This is a genomic window from Streptomyces sp. MNU76 (assembly GCF_020982545.1).
GTDB lineage: Bacteria > Actinomycetota > Actinomycetes > Streptomycetales > Streptomycetaceae > Streptomyces.
Window position 1 is genome coordinate 12,111 of record NZ_JAJKLK010000001.1, and the last position, 19,027, is coordinate 31,137.

Here is a 19,027-nt window from a genome sequence, read left to right on the forward strand (position 1 = left end):
GGATACGGGGCAGACTGACCGCATGGCTGCTCAGTACGCGCGATCCGGCGACGACATCCGGCCGACCGAGATACCGGCGATCCGTTGGGACGAGCCACCCGAAGGCCCCGTCCTGGTCCTTCTCGACCAGACGAGACTGCCGGCCGAGGAGGTCGAGCTGGTCTGCACGGACGCGCCCGCGCTGGTGGAGGCGATCCGTTCGCTCGCCGTGCGCGGGGCGCCGCTCCTGGGGATCGCCGGGGCGTACGGCGTCGCGCTCGCCGCCGCGCGGGGCTTCGACGTGGAGGACGCCGCCGACGCGCTGGAGGGTGCCCGGCCCACCGCGGTGAACCTCGCGGTCGGGGTGCGACGGGCTCGGGCCGCGCACCGGGCCGAGCTCGGTCGCACGGGGGACCAGAAGCAGGCCGCGGAGGCGGCTCTCGCCGCGTCGCGGGCGCTGCACCGGGAGGACGCCGAGGCCAGTACCCGTATGGCCGCGCACGGGCTGGCGCTGCTCGACGAGCTGCTGCCGGGCGGTGGGCACCGGGTGCTCACGCACTGCAACACCGGGGCGCTGGTCTCGGGTGGTGAGGGCACGGCGTTCGCGGTGGCGCTCGCGGCGCACCGGGTGGGGCGGCTGCGGCGGCTGTGGGTGGACGAGACGCGGCCGTTGCTGCAGGGCGCCCGGCTGACCGCTTATGAGGCGGCGCGCAGCGGAATGGCGTACACCTTGCTGACGGACAATGCCGCGGGCTCCTTGTTCGCCGCGGGTGAGGTGGACGCCGTGCTGGTGGGTGCCGACCGGATCGCCGCCGACGGTTCGGTGGCGAACAAGGTCGGGACCTATCCGCTCGCGGTGCTCGCCCGGTACCACCATGTGCCGTTCATCGTGGTGGCGCCGGTGACGACGGTGGATCCGGGCACCCCGGACGGGGCGTCCATCGAGGTGGAGCAGCGCGCGGGTCATGAAGTGACGGAGATCACGGCACCGCAGGTGCCGGTGGCGGGAGCGGAAGCGGGAGGTGGGATCGCGGTGGCACCCCTGGGGACCCAGGCGTACAACCCGGCGTTCGATGTGACGCCGCCCGAGTTGGTGACGGCGATCGTCACCGAGGAAGGGGTTGTTTCGCCAGTGACCGGTGAGGCGCTGGCAGGGCTGTGTGACAGGTCACGCCAGGTAACGATTTAGTTAATGGGATGATGGCATTCATGAAGGGACGAGTCCTTGTCGTCGACGACGACACCGCACTGGCCGAGATGCTCGGCATTGTGTTGCGTGGTGAAGGTTTTGAGCCGTCTTTCGTAGCCGACGGCGACAAGGCGCTGGCCGCGTTCCGTGAGGCCAAACCGGACCTGGTGCTGCTGGATCTGATGCTGCCGGGCCGGGACGGGATCGAGGTGTGCCGTCTGATCAGGGCGGAGTCCGGGGTGCCGATCGTGATGCTCACGGCCAAGAGCGACACCGTCGATGTGGTCGTGGGCCTGGAGTCGGGCGCGGACGACTACATCGTGAAGCCCTTCAAGCCGAAGGAGCTGGTCGCCCGGATCCGGGCGCGGCTGCGGAGGTCGGAGGAGCCGGCGCCGGAGCAGCTCGCCATCGGTGATCTGGTCATCGATGTGGCCGGGCACTCCGTGAAGCGCGAGGGGCAGTCCATCGCGCTGACGCCGCTGGAGTTCGATCTGCTGGTCGCGCTGGCGCGCAAGCCGTGGCAGGTGTTCACCCGGGAGGTCCTGCTGGAGCAGGTCTGGGGGTACCGCCACGCGGCGGACACCCGTCTGGTGAACGTTCACGTGCAGCGGCTGCGTTCCAAGGTCGAGAAGGACCCGGAGCGGCCGGAGATCGTGGTGACCGTCCGTGGCGTCGGATACAAGGCAGGGCCCAGCTGACATGTCCGGTGACAGTGCCGCTTCGGCGCCCGGCCAGCCGGGGACCCGCGCGGAGCGGCCTGTCGGCCGGAAGTCGGGTTCCCGCTGGGGGCGCCTCCTCGACGGCGGGTTGCTGCAGGGCGGGGTCCAGGGCAGCCCGGTCCTGAGGCTGTTCATGCGCTGGGTGCGTCGACCGGTGCTGCCCGTGATGCGGCTGTGGCGACGCAACATCCAGCTCAGGATCGTGGTGACGACCCTGCTGATGTCGCTCAGCGTCGTGCTGCTGCTGGGCTTCGTCGTCATCGGGCAGGTCCGCAACGGGCTGCTGGATGCCAAGGTCAAGGCCTCGCAGAGCCAGGCCACCGGTGGCTTCACCGTCGCCGAGCAGAAGGCGGTCAGCGACGCGGACGGGACGGGGAACGACAGCACGGAGCCGGGCGGCGACCGGTCGCAGAACGTCGTCGAGTGGATGACCACCCTGGTGGACTCGCTCTCCAGTGGTGGCCAGGGCGCGTTCGACGTCGTGACCCTCAGTCCCGCCTCCGCCGACGGCGGCACCGGGGGGCTCGCACCGCGCGCCTCCGGGGGTGTGCAATGGGACCTCAGTGTGCCCGTGGAGCTGCGTGAGCGGGTCGACGACGGCACCAGTGCCGTCCAGAGCTATACGCGGATCCACTACGACAACGGTCAGGAGTCCCAGCCGGGGCTGATCATCGGCAAGCAGGTCAGCGACCCCAAGAGAAACCAGTATCAGCTGTACTACCTCTTCCCGCTCACTCAGGAGGAGAAGTCCCTGAGTCTGGTCAAGGGGACGCTGGCGACGGCCGGGCTGTTCGTGGTCGTGCTGCTCGGGGCGATCGCCTGGCTGGTGGTGCGGCAGGTGGTCACGCCCGTGCGGATGGCGGCGGGGATCGCCGAACGGCTGTCCGCCGGGCGTCTTCAGGAGCGGATGAAGGTCAGCGGCGAGGACGACATCGCGCGGCTCGGCGAGGCCTTCAACAAGATGGCGCAGAACCTCCAGCTGAAGATCCAGCAGTTGGAGGACCTGTCGCGGATGCAGCGGCGGTTCGTCTCCGACGTGTCGCACGAGCTGCGGACGCCGCTGACGACGGTGCGGATGGCGGCGGACGTCATCCATGACGCGCGCGTGGACTTCGACCCCGTGACCGCCCGGTCGGCCGAGCTGCTGGCCGATCAGTTGGACCGGTTCGAGTCACTGCTGGCGGACCTGCTGGAGATCAGCCGGTTCGACGCGGGTGCGGCGGCCCTGGAGGCCGAGCCGATAGATCTGCGCGAGGTCGTGCGGAAGGTCGTCAGCGGGGCCGAGCCGCTCGCCGAGCGCAAGGGGACCCGGATACGGGTGCTGGGGGACCAGCAGCCCGTCGTGGCCGAGGCCGACGCCCGACGGGTGGAGCGGGTGCTGCGCAACCTCGTGGTCAATGCCGTGGAGCACGGCGAGGGCAAGGACGTCGTGGTCAAGCTCGCGGCGGCCGGCGGCGCGGTGGCGGTCGCGGTGCGGGACTACGGAGTGGGACTCAAGCCGGGCGAGGCGACGCGGGTGTTCAGCCGCTTCTGGCGGGCGGACCCGGCACGCGCGCGTACCACCGGTGGTACGGGTCTGGGGCTGTCGATCGCCCTGGAGGACGCCCGGCTGCACGGGGGCTGGCTGCAGGCGTGGGGTGAGCCGGGCGGCGGTTCCCAGTTCCGGCTCACGCTGCCGAGGACGGCGGACGAGCCGCTGCGCGGGTCCCCGATACCGCTGGAACCGAAGGACTCCCGGCGCAACCGCGGACTCAGCGACGCCGGTCTGCCGCTCGGCGGTGGCGGCAAGCTCGCCACAGTGCCGGTCCAGGCCGGTGAGCACGCCGGCGCGCGGACGGCCATAGGGCCCCGGCCGGGCGCCGGACAGGCCCCCACGGCGGACCCGACGGCACTGCCGGGCAGCGGCGCGCGTGTGGTGCCCCGGCCCGGTACACCGTCCGCGACCCCGTCCCCGGCGGTGCCCGCGCGGCGGACCGGGGACGGCGAAGGACGCGAGGGCCGCGCCGAGGAGCAGCCGACCGAGAGCGCCGTCGAGCGGCAGCACGATCAGGGGGAGGCATTCCGTGGACGCTGACCGCGCGAAACGCGGCCGCAGGCGTCCGGTGCGGGCGACGGCGTACGTCGGCATCGGTGCCGTACTGCTGGCGGGGTGCGCCTCGATGCCGGACAGCGGGAACATGGGCGATGTCGAGTCCACGCCAAGGCAGGACGCCAAGGTGCGGGTCTTCGCGCTGCCGCCCGCACCGGACGCCGAGCCGCAGGAGATCGTGCGGGGTTTCCTGGAGGCCCTGACCAGCGACGATCTGAACTACGAGACGGCCCGTAAGTACCTCACGGGTGACGCGCGGAAGACCTGGGACCCGGCGCGGTCGACCACCGTCCTCGACGAGGCGCCCACCGCTTTCACCCGGGTCACGGGGGAGCGGCCGGAGGCCGACGAGTACGGGTTCGAGCTGTCCGGGAAGAACGTCGCCCGGGTCGACGGGCAGCACGCGTACACGCCCACCGGCGGTCAGTACCGCGAGCCCGTGCACCTCACACGCGTGAAGGAGACCGGGCAGTGGCGCATCGACGAGTTGCCGCAGGGTGTGGTGCTCGGCCGCTCGGACTTCGAGCGCAACTACGAGTCCATCAACAAGTACTACTTCACCTCCGCCGCGCAGTCCGGTGAGCCGGGGACGGTCGCCGACCCCGTCTACGTGCGCAGCCAGGTCGACCCGGTGACCCAGGTGGTCCGGGATCTGCTGAAGGGCCCCACCAGCTGGCTCAACCCGGTCGCGAGGACGAGTTTCCCGTCCGGTACGGCCCTGCTGAAGGGCACGAAGGCCCTGACGCCCGACGACCAGAACAGGCTGGTCGTGCCCCTGAACAAGAAGGCCGACCGCGTCTCGGACAGCAGGTGCCGGGAGATGGCGGCCCAACTCCTGTTCACGCTTCAGGACTACATGCCCACGGGTGTGGACGAGGTGGAGCTGCAGGGGTCGAACGGAGCCCTGCTGTGTGCGCTCGGAGAGAACGACGCCAGTACGGTCGCCTCGCACGGCGCCGACGGGGGCGCGGGGTACGAGTACCTCATCGACGGCGACCACAAGCTCGTGCGGCTGTCCGATCGGGATCCGGTGACGACGCCGTCGCCCGTTCCCGGGGCGCTCGGTGAAGGCGAGAAGCAGCTGAGGGCCGCGGCCGTGTCGCGTGGTGAGGACCGGGCGGCGGGGGTGTCGGCCGACGGCAGCGAGCTGTATGTGACACCGCTGACGGCCGGGGGCACGCTCGGCGATCCCGTGCTGCGCAGCGGTGGTGCCACCGCGAAGGACCGGCTGACGACGCCCAGTTGGGACGGGCGGGGCGACCTGTGGGTGGCCGACCGCGATCCCGAGAAGCCGCGGCTGCTGGTCCTGGCGGACGGTATGGGTGAGCCGCTGGAGGTCCGGACGCCCAACCTCGACGGGCGCATCGAGGCGGTGCGGGTGGCCGCCGACGGGGTGCGCATCGCGCTGATCCTGGAGACCAAGGGTAAGCGGGCGCTCTACATCGGGCGCATCGAGCGGGACGCCGACGCGGAGGGCACCACCGTCTCGATCGTCGAACTGCGGTCCGTGACGCCGGACCTGGAGGACGTCACCGCCATGTCGTGGGCCGGCGACAGCCAGCTCGTGGTCGTGGGGCGCGAACCCGGTGGGGTGCAGCAGATGCGGTACGTCCGGGTCGACGGCTCCCCGATACCGGGTTCCGGGCCCTCCGCGCTCACCGGCGTGGAGGAGATCGCCGCGTCCGAGGACGAGAGCCAGCCGCTGGTCGTGCACTCGGCCGACGGGATCGTACGGCTGTCGCCGGGCCAGCAGTGGCAGACGGTGGTCAAGGAGGGGTCGGCGCCGGTCTATCCGGGGTGAGGCCGGGTGACGGTGCCTCGTCTCGTCGGAGCCGGCACCGGTTCGTGGGCTCGCCGGAGTCTCGACGCCGGTGGGTCGACTTTGTGCCGGGGCCGGGGGCCGACCGAGGCTGAGGCCGGTGGGGCGAACGGAGGGCTTGGCTGGGGTGGTTCATGGAGTTGCGCCGGGTGCCTCGGGGTGGGTTCGGCTGTGACCGGTTTTTTGGGGTGGTTGGTCATTTTGGGGTGGCGTTCGGTCTTCTTTGGGCACCCGTCGTTCGTGTGGGTGACAACCCCTCTGTCGTTGCGGTGAGTTGTCCACAGGTGGTTGTCCACAGGGGTGGCAGGGGGCCGCATGCGTTGGCACAGTGGTGGGCATGCGGGGGTGGTGGCAGGACCTCACGGATCTGGTGCTGCCGGCCGAGTGCGGAGGCTGCGGGAGGCCTCGCGCGGTGCTCTGCCCGGAGTGCCGCGCGGCGCTGACCGGGGCCGTGCCGTGTCGGGTGCGACCGGAGCCGGAGCCGTCCGGGCTGCCGGTGGTGCACGCCGTGGCGCCGTACGAGGACGCGGTGCGGGCCGCGCTGATCGCGCACAAGGAACGAGGTGCGCTGGCGCTCGCCGGACCACTCGGCACGGCCTTGGCGGGGGCCGTGCGTGCGGGCGGCGGTGCGGGGCCGGTGCTGCTGGTTCCGGTGCCGTCCGCGCGACGGGCGGTGCGGGCGCGAGGGCACGACCCGGCGCGGCGGATCGCGCTCGCGGCGGCCGGGGTGCTGCGGCGCACCGGGACACCGGCCCGGGTGGCCGGGGTGCTGCGGCAGCGGCGAGCCGTGGCCGACCAGTCGGGGCTGGACTCCCGGCAGCGGCTGGACAACCTCGCGGGCGCCCTGGAGGTGGCCGCCGGGGGTGCCCGGTTGCTGGACGGTGGCGCGGTCGTGCTCGTGGACGATCTGATGACGACCGGTGCCTCGCTCGCGGAGGCGGCCCGGGCGGTGCGGGCGGCGAGGGACCCGCGGGTGGCGGTGGCGGTGGCGGTGTCGGGGGAGCACGGAGCGGGAGCGAACAGAAAGGAGGCGGCGCGAACACGAGGGGTGACGGGAAGGGCCCGGCCGGAAGACGCCGAGGACGGGCTCCGGGCGGCGGTGGTCGCCGCGCCTCCCGACTCTTTCCAAATAAACCGGAACTGACCGCTGACTTGCATCGTTGCAGGTAATGAGAGGGTCAATTCACCTGAACGGAGGTACGTCTCGGTAGAGGGTGACGACATCCGTCCGAGCGAGATATGTTCGGTTGTGAGGGAATGGCCCCGGCCGTTCACCACATATCCGAATGCTGTGCTGCGGGTTTTCTGAATCACCCCGCGCCGGTGGGGTGGAGATCTTGCCCACGGGGGAGGAGGAGGTGGAAGTCACCGAGTCCGCGGTTCCGGGAGTCGCCGGAACCTGGTGCACAAGGGAGATGCTCCGCCAGTGGAGCGGAGCGATCCGGGAACGGAGTTCTGCGTGGACATCGTCGTCAAGGGCCGCAAGACCGAGGTGCCCGAGCGGTTCCGCAAGCACGTGGCCGAGAAGCTGAAGCTGGAGAAGATCCAGAAGCTCGACGGCAAGGTGATCAGCCTCGACGTCGAGGTGTCCAAGGAGCCCAACCCCCGACAGGCCGACCGCAGTGACCGGGTGGAGATCACGCTCCACTCACGCGGACCGGTGATTCGGGCGGAGGCAGCGGCCAGCGATCCGTATGCGGCGCTCGACCTGGCGGCGGACAAGCTCGAGGCCCGGCTGCGCAAGCAGCACGACAAGCGTTACACGCGCCGAGGCGCGCGCAGGCTCACGGCCGCGGAGGTCGCCGACCACGTCCCCGGCGTGGCCACCCTCAACGGCAACGGATACGTCGCCGACGAGGAGCAGCCGGACGGCGTACCCACCAAGAAGATCGGCTCGCTCGAGGTGAAGGGCGAAGGCCCCCTCATCGTCCGCGAGAAGACCCACGTCGCTTCCCCGATGACCCTCGACCAGGCTCTCTACGAGATGGAGCTGGTCGGACACGACTTCTACCTCTTCGTCGACTCCGAGACCAAGGAACCGAGTGTCGTCTACCGGCGGCACGCCTACGACTACGGCGTCATCCACCTCAGCACGGACCCGATGGTCGCCCAGGCGCACGCGGACGCAGCGGGCGGCGTGCTCGGCGGCTGACCGCGCCGGGTAACAGCTGAGCTGGTGCCCCTGGAGCGCTTGTGCGCCCCCAGGGGCACCGGTGTGCGACCCCTTGTGGCCCGCTCTGTCACCGCGGTGTCGGCGGGGCATGAAATCATGGCCGAACCGGCCCCAACCGGCGGGCCGTTGCCTTGGGTTGGCGATGGCACAGAAAGACAGGCCACGGCCTTCAGGGGGAGGAACGATGGCGGACAGCAGTTTCGGACCGATGCGTGACCAGGATGCCGACGAAGGTTCCGTCGGCGTGGGATCCGCCGCGGGCTCCCCGCGCAAGGAACCGATCCGCGTTCTCGTGGTGGACGACCACGCGCTTTTCCGCCGCGGTCTGGAGATCGTGCTCGCCGCCGAGGAGGACATCCAGGTCGTCGGCGAGGCCGGTGACGGGGCGGAGGCGGTCGACAAGGCCGCGGATCTGCTGCCCGACATCGTGCTGATGGACGTACGGATGCCCAAGCGCGGCGGTATCGAGGCGTGCACCTCCATCAAGGAGGTGGCCCCCAGTGCGAAGATCATCATGCTGACGATCAGCGACGAGGAGGCCGACCTCTACGACGCGATCAAGGCGGGGGCGACCGGTTATCTCCTCAAGGAGATCTCCACGGACGAGGTGGCCACCGCCATTCGCGCGGTGGCCGACGGGCAGTCGCAGATCAGCCCCTCGATGGCGTCGAAGCTGCTCACCGAGTTCAAGTCCATGATCCAGCGGACGGACGAGCGGCGACTGGTGCCGGCGCCGAGGCTGACCGACCGGGAACTGGAAGTGCTCAAGCTCGTGGCGACCGGGATGAACAACCGGGACATCGCCAAGGAGTTGTTCATCTCCGAGAACACCGTGAAGAACCATGTGCGCAACATCCTGGAGAAGCTGCAGCTGCACTCCAGGATGGAGGCCGTGGTGTACGCGATGCGGGAGAAGATCCTGGAGATCCGCTAGACCCTAGGCGAGTGCTCGCTGCAGGGGCTCGCGCAGTTCCGGGGCGTCCACGCGTTCCACGCGTACGTCGGTGCAGTCGACCCAGGTCGCGGCCTCCAGTAGGGCTTGGGCGACCGCAGGGATCGCCTTGGGGCCGTCGAGAGTGACCTGCTTGGCGACCAGGGTGCGACCGTCGCGGGCGGGGTCGACGCGGCCCACCAGACGGCCGCCGGACAGAACCGGCATCGCGAAGTAGCCGTGGATCCGCTTCTGTTTGGGGACGTAGGCCTCCAGGCGGTGGGTGAAGCCGAAGATGCGTTCCGTGCGGGCCCGTTCCCAGATGAGGGAGTCGAACGGGGACAGGAGCGTGGTGCGGTGGCGGCCGCGCGGGGGTGCGGCCAGGGCCGCGGGGTCGGCCCAGGCGGGCTTGGCCCAGCCCTCCACCGTCACCGGGACCAGACCCGAGTCGGCGACCACCGCGTCGAACTGCTCGCCCCTGAGCCGGTGGTAGTCGGCGATGTCCGCGCGGGTGCCGACGCCCAGAGCCTCGCCGGCCAGGCGGACCAGACGGCGTACGCACTCGGTGTCGTCCAACTCGTCGTGGAGGAGGTCCGCCGGGATCGCCCGCTCGGCGAGGTCGTACACCCGCTTCCAGCCGCGGCGCTCCACGCAGACCACCTCGCCGTACATCAGGGCGCGTTCGACGGCGACCTTCTCGCCCGACCAGTCCCACCACTCGCTGGTGCGTTTTGCTCCGCCCAGTTCCGTGGCGGTCAGGGGGCCCTCCGCGCGGAGCTGTTTGATGACGCGGTCGTAGGCGCCGTCCGGGAGTTGGTGGCCCCACTGGGGGCGCGCCCGGTAGGCGCGGCGGCGGAAGGCGAAGTGGGGCCACTCCTCGATGGGGAGGATGCAGGCGGCGTGGGACCAGTACTCGAAGGCGTGCGGGCGGGCCGGTGAGGTGTTGGTGGCGGCCGTCGACCAGTAGGCCTTGTCGACCGTGGCGCGGCCCACCGCGCCGAGGCGGGCGTACGGGATGAGTTCGTGGGAGCGGGCGAGGACCGAGATGGTGTCGAGTTGGACCGCGCCCAGGTGTCGCAGGACGCCGCGGACGCCGGATCTGCGGTCCGGGGCGCCGAGGAAGCCCTGTGCCCGGAGGGCGATGCGGCGGGCCTCGTCTGCGGTGAGTTCTGTGGTGGGGCGCGGGAGGGAGGTCATGCTCCGCAGGGTAGGGGAGGGACTGACAGGCGGGTTGAGCTGGGTGGGGTTCCGCTGCTCGGCGGCCACGACGATGGCCCGCAGGTGGACGGGGCGGCCGTTCGCCACCGCACCTCAGAGGCGGGCCGGTAGGTAGGGCGTCGGCGAAGGGAGGCCCAGGTCTGAGGGGAGTAGGGAGGCTATCCAGCAGTCGCGGCGGACTCCGTTGTTGTCGAGGGCGGAGCGGAGGGTGCCTTCGAGGGTGAAGCCGGTGTGTTCGGCGACCGCGCGGGAGGCGGTGTTGCCCACCTCGGCGCGCCATTCGAGGCGGTCCAGGGCGAGGGCCGTGAAGGACCAGTGGGCGGCGGCGCGGGTGGCCTCCGCGATGTAGCCGCGGCGACGGTGCTCCCTGGTGGCCCAGAAGCCGATCTCGCCGGTGCCGGGGGAGCGCATGGTGATGCCGAGCATGCCCGCCAGTTCGCCCGAGGCCGGGAAGAGGCCGAAGGTGAACATCGAGTCGGTGGCCCAGCCCTCGGGAACGGCCTGCTCCACGAAACCCACCGCGTGCTCCCGCCGGTAGGGGGAGGGGATCGTGGTCCAGCGCTGGATGTCCGGGTCCTGCGCGGCGGCGCACACCCTGTCGGTGTCGCGCCGGTCCACGGTGCGCAGCAGCAGGCGCTCGGTGGTCAGGGTGACGGGGTCCATCGGGCGATTCTGCTCGCCGGAGCGGAAGGGCGCCATGACGTTGTGGAGGGCGGGCGCGGCGGCACGTGCCGTGAAGGGGCGGTCACAATTCGCGCATATCGTGACTGGAACGCGGCACCATCCACGACGCCCACCCGTTGTCCTGGTAGCTGTCACTGCCAGACCTCCCGGCACGGCGGGGTCCTCGCTTACGATGGCCGTTGCTCAAGCTGTGATTGAAAACTGCCAACTGTCATTGAAACCGACCGTCCCAGGCCCGACCGGCAAGGAGACAAACCCCCGTGTCCGTCCTCTCGAAGATCATGCGTGCAGGCGAAGGCAAAATCCTGCGCAAGCTGCACCGCATCGCGGACCAGGTCAACTCCATCGAAGAGGACTTCGTCGACCTCTCCGACGCCGAGCTGCGAGCCCTCACCGAGGAGTACAAGCAGCGGTACGCCGACGGTGAGACCCTCGACGACCTGCTCCCCGAGGCGTTCGCCACCGTCCGCGAGGGCGCCAAGCGCGCTCTCGGCCAGCGCCACTACGATGTGCAGATCATGGGCGGCGCCGCCCTCCACCTCGGCTACGTCGCCGAGATGAAGACCGGTGAGGGCAAGACCCTCGTCGGCACGCTGCCCGCGTACCTGAACGCGCTGGCGGGCAAGGGCGTGCACCTGATCACGGTCAACGACTACCTGGCCGAGCGCGACTCCGAGATGATGGGCCGCGTCCACAAGTTCCTGGGTCTGAGCGTCGGCTGCATCCTCGCCAACATGACGCCGGCCCAGCGCCGCGAGCAGTACAACTGCGACATCACCTACGGCACGAACAACGAGTTCGGCTTCGACTACCTCCGCGACAACATGGCGTGGTCCAAGGACGAGCTCGTCCAGCGCGGCCACAACTTCGCGATCGTCGACGAGGTCGACTCCATCCTCGTCGACGAGGCCCGTACGCCGCTGATCATCTCCGGCCCGGCCGACCAGGCGACCAAGTGGTACGGCGACTTCGCCAAGCTGGTCACGCGCCTGAAGAAGGGCGAGCCCGGCAACCAGCTCAAGGGCATCGAGGAGACCGGCGACTACGAGGTCGACGAGAAGAAGCGCACCGTCGCCATCCACGAGGCCGGTGTCTCCAAGGTCGAGGACTGGCTGGGCATCGACAACCTCTACGAGTCGGTGAACACCCCGCTGGTGGGCTACCTGAACAACGCCATCAAGGCCAAGGAGCTCTTCAAGAAGGACAAGGACTACGTCGTCATGGACGGCGAAGTCATGATCGTCGACGAGCACACCGGCCGTATCCTCGCCGGCCGCCGCTACAACGAGGGCATGCACCAGGCGATCGAGGCGAAGGAAGGGGTGGACATCAAGGACGAGAACCAGACGCTCGCCACGATCACCCTGCAGAACTTCTTCCGCCTCTACAAGCGCCACGACCACAACGGCAAGGAACAGCCCGGTCTGTGCGGCATGACCGGTACGGCGATGACCGAGGCCGCGGAGTTCCACCAGATCTACAAGCTCGGTGTGGTGCCGATCCCGACCAACCGGCCGATGGTCCGCAAGGACCAGTCCGACCTGATCTACCGCACCGAGGTCGCGAAGTTCGAGGCGGTCGTCGACGACATCGTCGAGAAGCACGAGAAGGGCCAGCCGATCCTCGTCGGCACGACGTCGGTCGAGAAGTCCGAGTACCTGTCGCAGCAGCTCAGCAAGCGCGGTGTGCAGCACGAGGTGCTCAACGCCAAGCAGCACGACCGGGAGGCGACGATCGTCGCCCAGGCCGGCCGCAAGGGCGCTGTCACCGTCGCGACGAACATGGCCGGCCGTGGTACGGACATCAAGCTCGGCGGCAACCCCGAGGACCTCGCGGAGGCGGAGCTGCGCCAGCGCGGACTCGACCCCGAGGAGCACATCGAGGAGTGGGCGCACGCCCTGCCCGAGGCGCTCACCAAGGCCGAGGCGGCGGTGAAGGCTGAGAAGGACGAGGTCGAGTCCCTCGGCGGTCTGTACGTCCTGGGCACCGAGCGGCACGAGTCCCGCCGGATCGACAACCAGCTGCGCGGTCGTTCCGGCCGTCAGGGCGACCCCGGCGAGTCCCGCTTCTACCTGTCGCTCGGCGACGACCTGATGCGGCTGTTCAAGGCCCAGATGGTCGAGCGCGTGATGTCCATGGCGAACGTGCCGGACGACGTGCCGATCGAGAACAAGATGGTCACGCGCGCGATCGCCTCCGCCCAGTCGCAGGTCGAGCAGCAGAACTTCGAGACCCGGAAGAACGTCCTCAAGTACGACGAGGTCCTCAACCGGCAGCGCGAGGTCATCTACGGCGAGCGTCGCCGCGTCCTGGAGGGCGAGGACCTGCAGGAGCAGATCCAGCACTTCATGGACGACACCATCGACGCCTACATCCAGGCCGAGACGGCCGAGGGCTTCGCCGAGGAGTGGGACCTCGACCGGCTGTGGGGCGCCTTCAAGCAGCTCTACCCGGTGAAGGTCACCGTCGAGGAGCTGGAGGAGGCCGCCGGGGACCGGGCCGGGCTGACCGCCGAGTTCATCGCCGAGTCCATCAAGGACGACATCACCGAGCAGTACCAGGCGCGTGAGGCGCAGCTCGGCTCCGAGATCATGCGTGAGCTGGAGCGCCGTGTGGTGCTGTCGGTGCTGGACCGCAAGTGGCGTGAGCACCTCTACGAGATGGACTACCTCCAGGAGGGCATCGGCCTGCGCGCGATGGCCCAGAAGGACCCGCTGGTCGAGTACCAGCGTGAGGGCTTCGACATGTTCACCGCCATGATGGAGGGCATCAAGGAGGAGTCCGTCGGCTATCTGTTCAACCTGGAGGTCCAGGTCGAGCAGCAGGTCGAGGAGGTGCCGGTCGAGGACGCGAAGCCGTCCCTGGACAAGAGCGACGCGGTGCCGGCGCAGGCGGGTGCCTCGCGGCCGGAGATCCGGGCGAAGGGTCTGGAGGCGCCGCAGCGGCGTGACCGTCTGCACTTCTCCGCTCCCACGGTCGACGGCGAGGGCGGCATCGTCGAGGGCGACCTGCCCGAGGACGAGCCGATCCGCTCCGAGGCCGACGGTCTCACCCGCGCGGAGCGCCGCAAGCAGCAGGGCAAGGCGAGCCGCCGCCGCAAGAAGTGAGGGTTCGCTCCGGGAGGGGCGAGCGCGCGCCGCGCTGGGCGCTCCGGGCGGGACGTTTCATGCGTGAACGTTTCGTGCGGGGCGCGCGGTGAGCGGCACGTCGTGAGGCTGTGGAGGGCCGGGCATCTTCGGGGACGCTGTTGGCTTAATGCCCAGCCCTGATGCTTCGCCCCGTCGTTATGCGGCGGGGCGAAGTGCTGCCAGTGGGCTGGTGCGGGTCCGGGCGTGGGGCTTGTCGCTGAGCCAGGCGTTGATGCGGATGAGGTTGATCGCGGCGCCGGTGAGCTGGTGCTGGAGGCTGGTCTTGCCGAGTCCGCGGTAGCGGGATCTGCGCAGGCCGCAGGCTTGCACTCCTTGGGAGATGGTTCCTTCGACCCCGGCACGGATCTTGTAGCGGTCCTTCCACTCGTCGGTCGTCTGTAGCTGCCGGGCCTGGTGGAGAGCTTCGTACTCGTGCCGGGGCCTCAGGGTGATCTCCCTGCGTTGGGCTTTCGGCGAGCTGACGCAGTCCCGGAGACTGGGGCAGGTGCGGCAGTCGGCAGGCGAGAACCGGACCCGGATCACGGGCAGTTGTTCTTCGGAGCGGCGGTGGTGCCACTGGGTGCTGGTGATGCCGTTCGGGCAGGTCACGTGCTGGTTGTCCCAGTCGATGGTGAAGGCGTTCTGTCCGTGGGTGCCCTCGCCGCGGGCCTGGGCGACAGTCACCGGCGGCAGCGGGCCGTGCAGGTCGATCTCGTGATCGATGCGGGCGGCGGCCAGGGCGCTGGAGTTGGTATAACCGGCGTCGACCCAGTGTTCGTCCGGCAGCAAGCCCCGTCTCACGAGGCCGGTGTGGACGACGGCGGCCATCCGGTCGTCGGGGACGGTGGCAACGGTGGTGGTCACATTCGTGATCAGATGCACCGCATCCGGCTCGCACGTCTCGGTGAGATGGACCTTGTAGCCGTCCCACATCGTGTCGCGTTCGACGCTGCCACGGGCCTCGATGTCATACGGGGTGACCAGGCGCTTCGCGCCCGGCGGGCGGTCTTTTGGGTCCCGCCGGGCGCGAAGCGCCTGGTCACCAGGTGGAAGTGCTGGACCCACACCTGCCGCAGAATGCCGGCTTCCGGCAGTTCCCGAAGCGCCGGCGGCGCGTCGTCCGCCCAGACCATGCGCAGCAGACGCATGCCGTCCGCTCCGATCCGGCGACCCACCTCGACACGCTTGGCATGAGCTTTGGGGAAGCGGGAGTCCTCGATCCGGGTCGCATAGTGCTTGAACCAGTCCGGCACAGCACGTTCCCTCAGCCACTCCGGCTCCGCGCGGGCCACCGCGTTGAGCGCCGCCCGTAAGGTCTCTCCGACCAGCTCCAGCCAGTTCAGCTCACGTGCCGAGGAGAGCACACGCGTGGAGTCGGTCCGTGCCTTCCCACCAGCGGCGACCAGCCCCCGTTCCTGAGCCGCGACCAAGACCGCGTCCAGCACAGTCCGCCCGGCATCCCCGCCGACCAGACGGTCCCTGAACTCCGAGAGCACTGAGAAGTCGAAACCGGGATCGGCCAGCTCCAGCCCCAACGCGAACTTCCAGTCGATCCGGGCCCGCACTGCCTCAGCGGCCTGCCGGTCGGTCGATCCCTCGACGAACTGCAACACCAGCACCATCGCCAGACGCCCCGGCGACCAAGCAGGCTTACCCCGCACCGGGAACAAGTCCGCGAACTGCTCGTCGGCAAACAGAACACCCAGCTCATCACGCACCCGGATCGCCAGGCTGCCCTTCGGGAAAGCCGCCCGGGCCACCCGCACCGTCTCCACCGGGATCTCCCCCGGCTCCCGCGGCTGCATCGACATCGACACCCTCCCCATACGACAACGTCGGCTCCCAAGACCACAACAAGGTCTTGGGAGCCGACGTCACGCGAAGGCCGGGATTAACCAACAGCGTCTCTTCGGGTGCCCGGCCCTTTCGCTGTCTCGGCCCGGGGTATCGCGCGGTTCAGTCGTCGTTCGGCTCAGTCGTCGTGCGGGAGGGGGAGCCTCGGGCCGTCGAGTTCCAGCGCTGTGCAGCGCCAGCGGTGGTCGGGGCCGTGTTCCAGGCGGAAGGCCATGGCGCGGACGCGGTCGCCCGCGCCGATACGGGCGAAGACCTCCAGGGCGCCCGGGGCCGCCACGTAGTAGCCGATGTCCCGGACGACGGGGTGGGTGCCGTGGGGGTTGCGCAGAGGGCCGCGTTCGGCGAGCCAGGCCAGTTCGTCGTAGGCCCTGCCCGCGGTGTGGCGCAGCATGCTGTGGACGGGGCGGCGGCCGCTGAGTACGGCGAGGAGGAGGTCGGCGAAGCGGTCGGTGGGGCGGGGCTGGGGACGGGGGCGGTGAGGGGCGGGGTGTCGTGGGCGCGGGGGCGCGGCGGGTGCTTGGTGCTGGGGCGTTGCGAGGCGGCCGCCTGCCGGCTGTGCGGGCCGGGGTGCGGCCGGGGCGGCGGGGTCGTGGCGGACGGGCGGGCGGGTGCCGGGGTGGCGCTTGGTCCTGGTCATGACCTTGTTCATCGGGGATCCCCGTTCGTCGGTGAGGCCGCCGGGTACCAGTCGGTAACTTGGCGTTGGGGATCTTGTTACGAGGGGGAGGGGCGCTCGCAAGAGAGCGCGACGGGGCGGTGGGGGTCGCGAAATGTTCACCCATCAGAGTGACCGTGAGGGGGCGGGCCCGGCAGGGCTGGGGTGTACCGGGTGAGTCGGAGGGCGTGGGGTGGACGCCTCCGGAGGGCTGGGCGGGGCTCGAAAGGGGACGCCCGCACGTATCCTGAAGGTCCTTTGGAAGAGGCTTCGCGAGGACCGTCGACATGCTGTGCGTCGCGCGGAGAGTGCTCCGACGTCCTCAGACGTGATCCGAGAAGCGTGACCCGAGAACAACGACTACGAAAGCGGACTGCCATGCGCGTCTACGTCCCCCTGACCCTTCCCGGGCTCGCCGAGGCGTACAAGACGGGTGAGCTGGGGGAGGAGGCGTTCGTCGCGTACGCCGTGACGCCCGCTCTGCGGGAGTGGTATCTGTCCGACGACATCGAGGAGTTGGAGTACGCGGCGCTGAACCGGGCGGCGCTCGCGTCGTTGCGGCTGGTGGCCGTGGATCCGGGGGCGGCTCGGCGGCGGGTCGTGGTGGCCGTGGATGTGGCCGACCGGGATGCGGTGGCCGATCCCGATCGGGGGCTCGATCCGGTGGCGCTCGGGGAGGTGCGAGTGGCTGGGCCGGTGCCGCTGAGCAAGGCCGCGGCCGTGCATGTCGACTCGGAGGAGGCCGAGGGGGAGGTGGGGGAGGCCGCGGATGCGTTGGGGGCGGCGGATCAGGGGACGATGACGCGCAGTTCATCGTGGACGGGGCTGATGATCATGAGTTGCTCTGGTACGCGACGCAGGAGATTGCGAACCTGGTGGGGTTGGGGGCTGACCTCGGGGCGGGCGGGGTGTGCGGTGCCCTCTGCTGGGCTGAGCGGGGTGGGGTTCGCTCGCCGGCGCTTGCAGGGTGCCGCCTGCGCCCACCCTCCCCACTCTCGGCTTCGCTCGAGCGGGAGGTGACCCCATCGCCCCAGCGGCACGATTGCCCGCAGCAAGGAGTAGACCGGACAGCGCGTCCGCGGCAGGACTGGCCTGTCAGTGGGGCGGGGTACGTTTCGGGTATGGGGATGAACGGAGTCGGGGCTCATATCGTCTGGGACTGGAACGGGACGCTGTTCCATGACAACGAGGCGATCATCGGGGCGACGAACGCGGCCTTCGCGGAGCTGGGGATCGAGCCGATCACGCTGAAGCGGTACCGGGAGCTGTACTGCGTGCCGGTGCCGAAGTTCTACGAGCGGCTGATCGGGCGGCTGCCCACGGACGAGGAGTGGGAGGCCATGGACGTGGTCTTTCATCGGTACTACGCCGAGCATCGTGTCGCCTGCGGGCTGACCGAGGGGGTGCCGGGGCTGCTCACCGAGTGGGTCTCCGGCGGGCGCAGCCAGTCGATCCTCAGCATGTATGTGCACGAGGAGCTGGTTCCGCTGGTGCGGGGTTTCGGGATCGAGCCCCACTTCGTACGGGTCGACGGGCGCACCGGGCCCTCCGGCGGCAGCAAGACCGAGCACATGGTGCGGCATCTGCGTCGGCTCGTGGGGGTCGAGCCGAGACGGACCGTGGTGATCGGGGACGCCGCCGACGACGCGGTCGCCGCCCGGCACGTGGGCGCACAGGCCGTGCTCTACACCGGGGGCTCCCACAGCCGCGCCAGCCTGGAGGGGGTCGGCGTGCCCGTCGTGGACACCCTGGAGGAGGCCGTCGAGGAGGCCGAGCGGCTCGCCGCGTGACCCCCGGCCCGCCTCGCCCCCCACCCTTCACGTCACCGGCGCCTTCGCCCGCAGCACCGTGAGGAACTCCCGCATCCAGGCGGAGTGGTCCGGCCATGCGCGGGCGGAGACGAGGGTGCCGTCGACGACGGTCTCGGCGTCCTGGAAGGTGGCACCGGCGGTCTGCATGTCGAGTTCGAGGGCGGGGTACGCGGTGACGCGGCGTCCCGACAACGCGTCCACGGCGGCCGTGAGCAGCGGGCCGTGGCAGATCTGGGCGACCGGCTTGTCGGTGTCGAAGAACGACTTGAGGATCTTGCGCAGCTCGGGGTCGTTGCGCAGGTACTCCGGGGCCCGGCCGCCGGGGACGACCACGGCGACGTACTGACCGGGGTCGACCTCGGAGAAGGCCAGGTCGGCGGGCCAGGTGTAGCCGGGTTTCTCGGTGTAGGTGTCGTAGCCCGGTTCGAAGTCGTGGACCACGAAGCGGAGCGTCTTGCGGCTGGGGGCCGCGATGTCGACCTCGTACCCCTCCTCGCGGAGGCGTTGGTAGGGGTAGAGGACCTCCAGCGACTCCGCCGCGTCGCCGGTCACGATCAGGATCTTGGCCGTCATGGTGGGCTCCCCTCGCTGCAGCAGGGTTCTTCTCGTCAGGCTATGGCTTCCCCCGCGGCGCGTATAGGCTCGCCTGCGCGGAGGTAAGCTCAAAAGTGCGCGGTGGGTACTGTGCAGAACGTCAAAGTTCGACCCTCGGATTTGTACACATACGGCTCATGACGTGCCCCCCGTCCGGAGGGATAGCCTTGTGGCGTGATCAGCG

13 protein-coding genes and 2 pseudogenes are annotated in these 19,027 nt (G+C 70.0%); 10 read left to right on the plus strand and 5 right to left on the minus strand.

The genetic code is table 11. The features are described from left to right. Window positions 1-22: 22 nt before the first annotated feature. The 7 genes from mtnA to E4N62_RS00080 all read left to right on the plus strand — a co-directional run bounded on the left by mtnA (window position 23) and on the right by E4N62_RS00080 (window position 8,902). Window positions 23-1,168, plus strand: a complete 1,146-nt coding sequence (gene mtnA / locus E4N62_RS00050; protein ID WP_230211379.1) for an S-methyl-5-thioribose-1-phosphate isomerase — start codon at window positions 23-25, stop codon at window positions 1,166-1,168. An 8-nt stretch (window positions 1,169-1,176) separates the two neighbouring features. Beyond that, window positions 1,177-1,866 carry a two-component system response regulator MtrA gene (gene mtrA / locus E4N62_RS00055; RefSeq protein ID WP_189823911.1) on the plus strand — a complete coding sequence of 230 codons (690 nt, stop codon included), beginning with the start codon at window positions 1,177-1,179 and terminating at the stop codon, window positions 1,864-1,866. Between the two features lies 1 nt (window position 1,867). Then, the gene (gene mtrB, locus E4N62_RS00060; protein ID WP_230211380.1) at window positions 1,868-3,961 is read left to right on the plus strand and encodes an MtrAB system histidine kinase MtrB; all 2,094 of its coding nucleotides are present in this window, start codon (window positions 1,868-1,870) and stop codon (window positions 3,959-3,961) included. After that, on the plus strand, window positions 3,951-5,777 hold the full coding sequence (locus E4N62_RS00065) for an LpqB family beta-propeller domain-containing protein (protein ID WP_230211381.1): 1,827 nt from the start codon (window positions 3,951-3,953) through the stop codon (window positions 5,775-5,777). The genes mtrB and E4N62_RS00065 overlap by 11 nt, the downstream gene beginning before the upstream one ends. A 355-nt stretch (window positions 5,778-6,132) precedes the next feature. Beyond that, window positions 6,133-6,939 carry a ComF family protein gene (locus E4N62_RS00070; RefSeq protein WP_230211382.1) on the plus strand — a complete coding sequence of 269 codons (807 nt, stop codon included), beginning with the start codon at window positions 6,133-6,135 and terminating at the stop codon, window positions 6,937-6,939. Between the two features lie 315 nt (window positions 6,940-7,254). Beyond that, window positions 7,255-7,947, plus strand: coding sequence for a ribosome hibernation-promoting factor, HPF/YfiA family (gene hpf, locus E4N62_RS00075; protein ID WP_374116886.1), 693 nt, complete (start codon window positions 7,255-7,257; stop codon window positions 7,945-7,947). A 205-nt stretch (window positions 7,948-8,152) separates the two neighbouring features. Further along, complete coding sequence (locus E4N62_RS00080; protein WP_230211383.1) at window positions 8,153-8,902, plus strand: response regulator transcription factor; 750 nt, start codon at window positions 8,153-8,155, stop codon at window positions 8,900-8,902. A 3-nt stretch (window positions 8,903-8,905) separates the two neighbouring features. Here E4N62_RS00080 and E4N62_RS00085 read toward each other — a convergent pair whose 3' ends face one another. Further along, window positions 8,906-10,096, minus strand: coding sequence for a winged helix-turn-helix domain-containing protein (locus tag E4N62_RS00085; RefSeq protein WP_230211384.1), 1,191 nt, complete (start codon window positions 10,094-10,096; stop codon window positions 8,906-8,908). Between the two features lie 114 nt (window positions 10,097-10,210). After that, window positions 10,211-10,780: a GNAT family N-acetyltransferase gene (locus tag E4N62_RS00090; RefSeq protein ID WP_230211385.1), complete on the minus strand. Its 570-nt coding sequence runs from the start codon at window positions 10,778-10,780 to the stop codon at window positions 10,211-10,213. Between the two features lie 281 nt (window positions 10,781-11,061). Between E4N62_RS00090 and secA the strand changes: the two genes are divergently transcribed. Continuing rightward, complete coding sequence (gene secA / locus E4N62_RS00095) at window positions 11,062-13,908, plus strand: preprotein translocase subunit SecA (protein ID WP_184893358.1); 2,847 nt, start codon at window positions 11,062-11,064, stop codon at window positions 13,906-13,908. A gap of 177 nt (window positions 13,909-14,085) precedes the next feature. On the opposite strand, the pseudogene E4N62_RS00100 reads toward secA, so the two are convergent. Together E4N62_RS00100 and E4N62_RS00105 are read right to left on the minus strand one after the other, a co-directional pair. Further along, window positions 14,086-15,740: pseudogene (locus E4N62_RS00100) on the minus strand (IS1182 family transposase). Between the two features lie 161 nt (window positions 15,741-15,901). Then, window positions 15,902-16,420, minus strand: coding sequence for an Rv3235 family protein (locus E4N62_RS00105; protein WP_374116887.1), 519 nt, complete (start codon window positions 16,418-16,420; stop codon window positions 15,902-15,904). A 396-nt stretch (window positions 16,421-16,816) separates the two neighbouring features. Here E4N62_RS00105 and E4N62_RS00110 point away from each other — a divergent pair. Continuing rightward, window positions 16,817-17,325 (plus strand): annotated as a pseudogene (locus E4N62_RS00110) (hypothetical protein); the annotation flags it as partial. A gap of 234 nt (window positions 17,326-17,559) precedes the next feature. Next, a complete protein-coding gene (locus E4N62_RS00115) occupies window positions 17,560-18,228 on the plus strand; it encodes an HAD family hydrolase (protein ID WP_230212323.1) in 669 nt (222 codons plus the stop codon). Window positions 18,229-18,255: 27 nt separating this feature from the next. Here the strand turns inward: E4N62_RS00115 and E4N62_RS00120 are convergent, their stop codons facing one another. Beyond that, complete coding sequence (locus E4N62_RS00120) at window positions 18,256-18,822, minus strand: DJ-1/PfpI family protein (protein ID WP_184893366.1); 567 nt, start codon at window positions 18,820-18,822, stop codon at window positions 18,256-18,258. Window positions 18,823-19,027 lie beyond the last annotated feature (205 nt).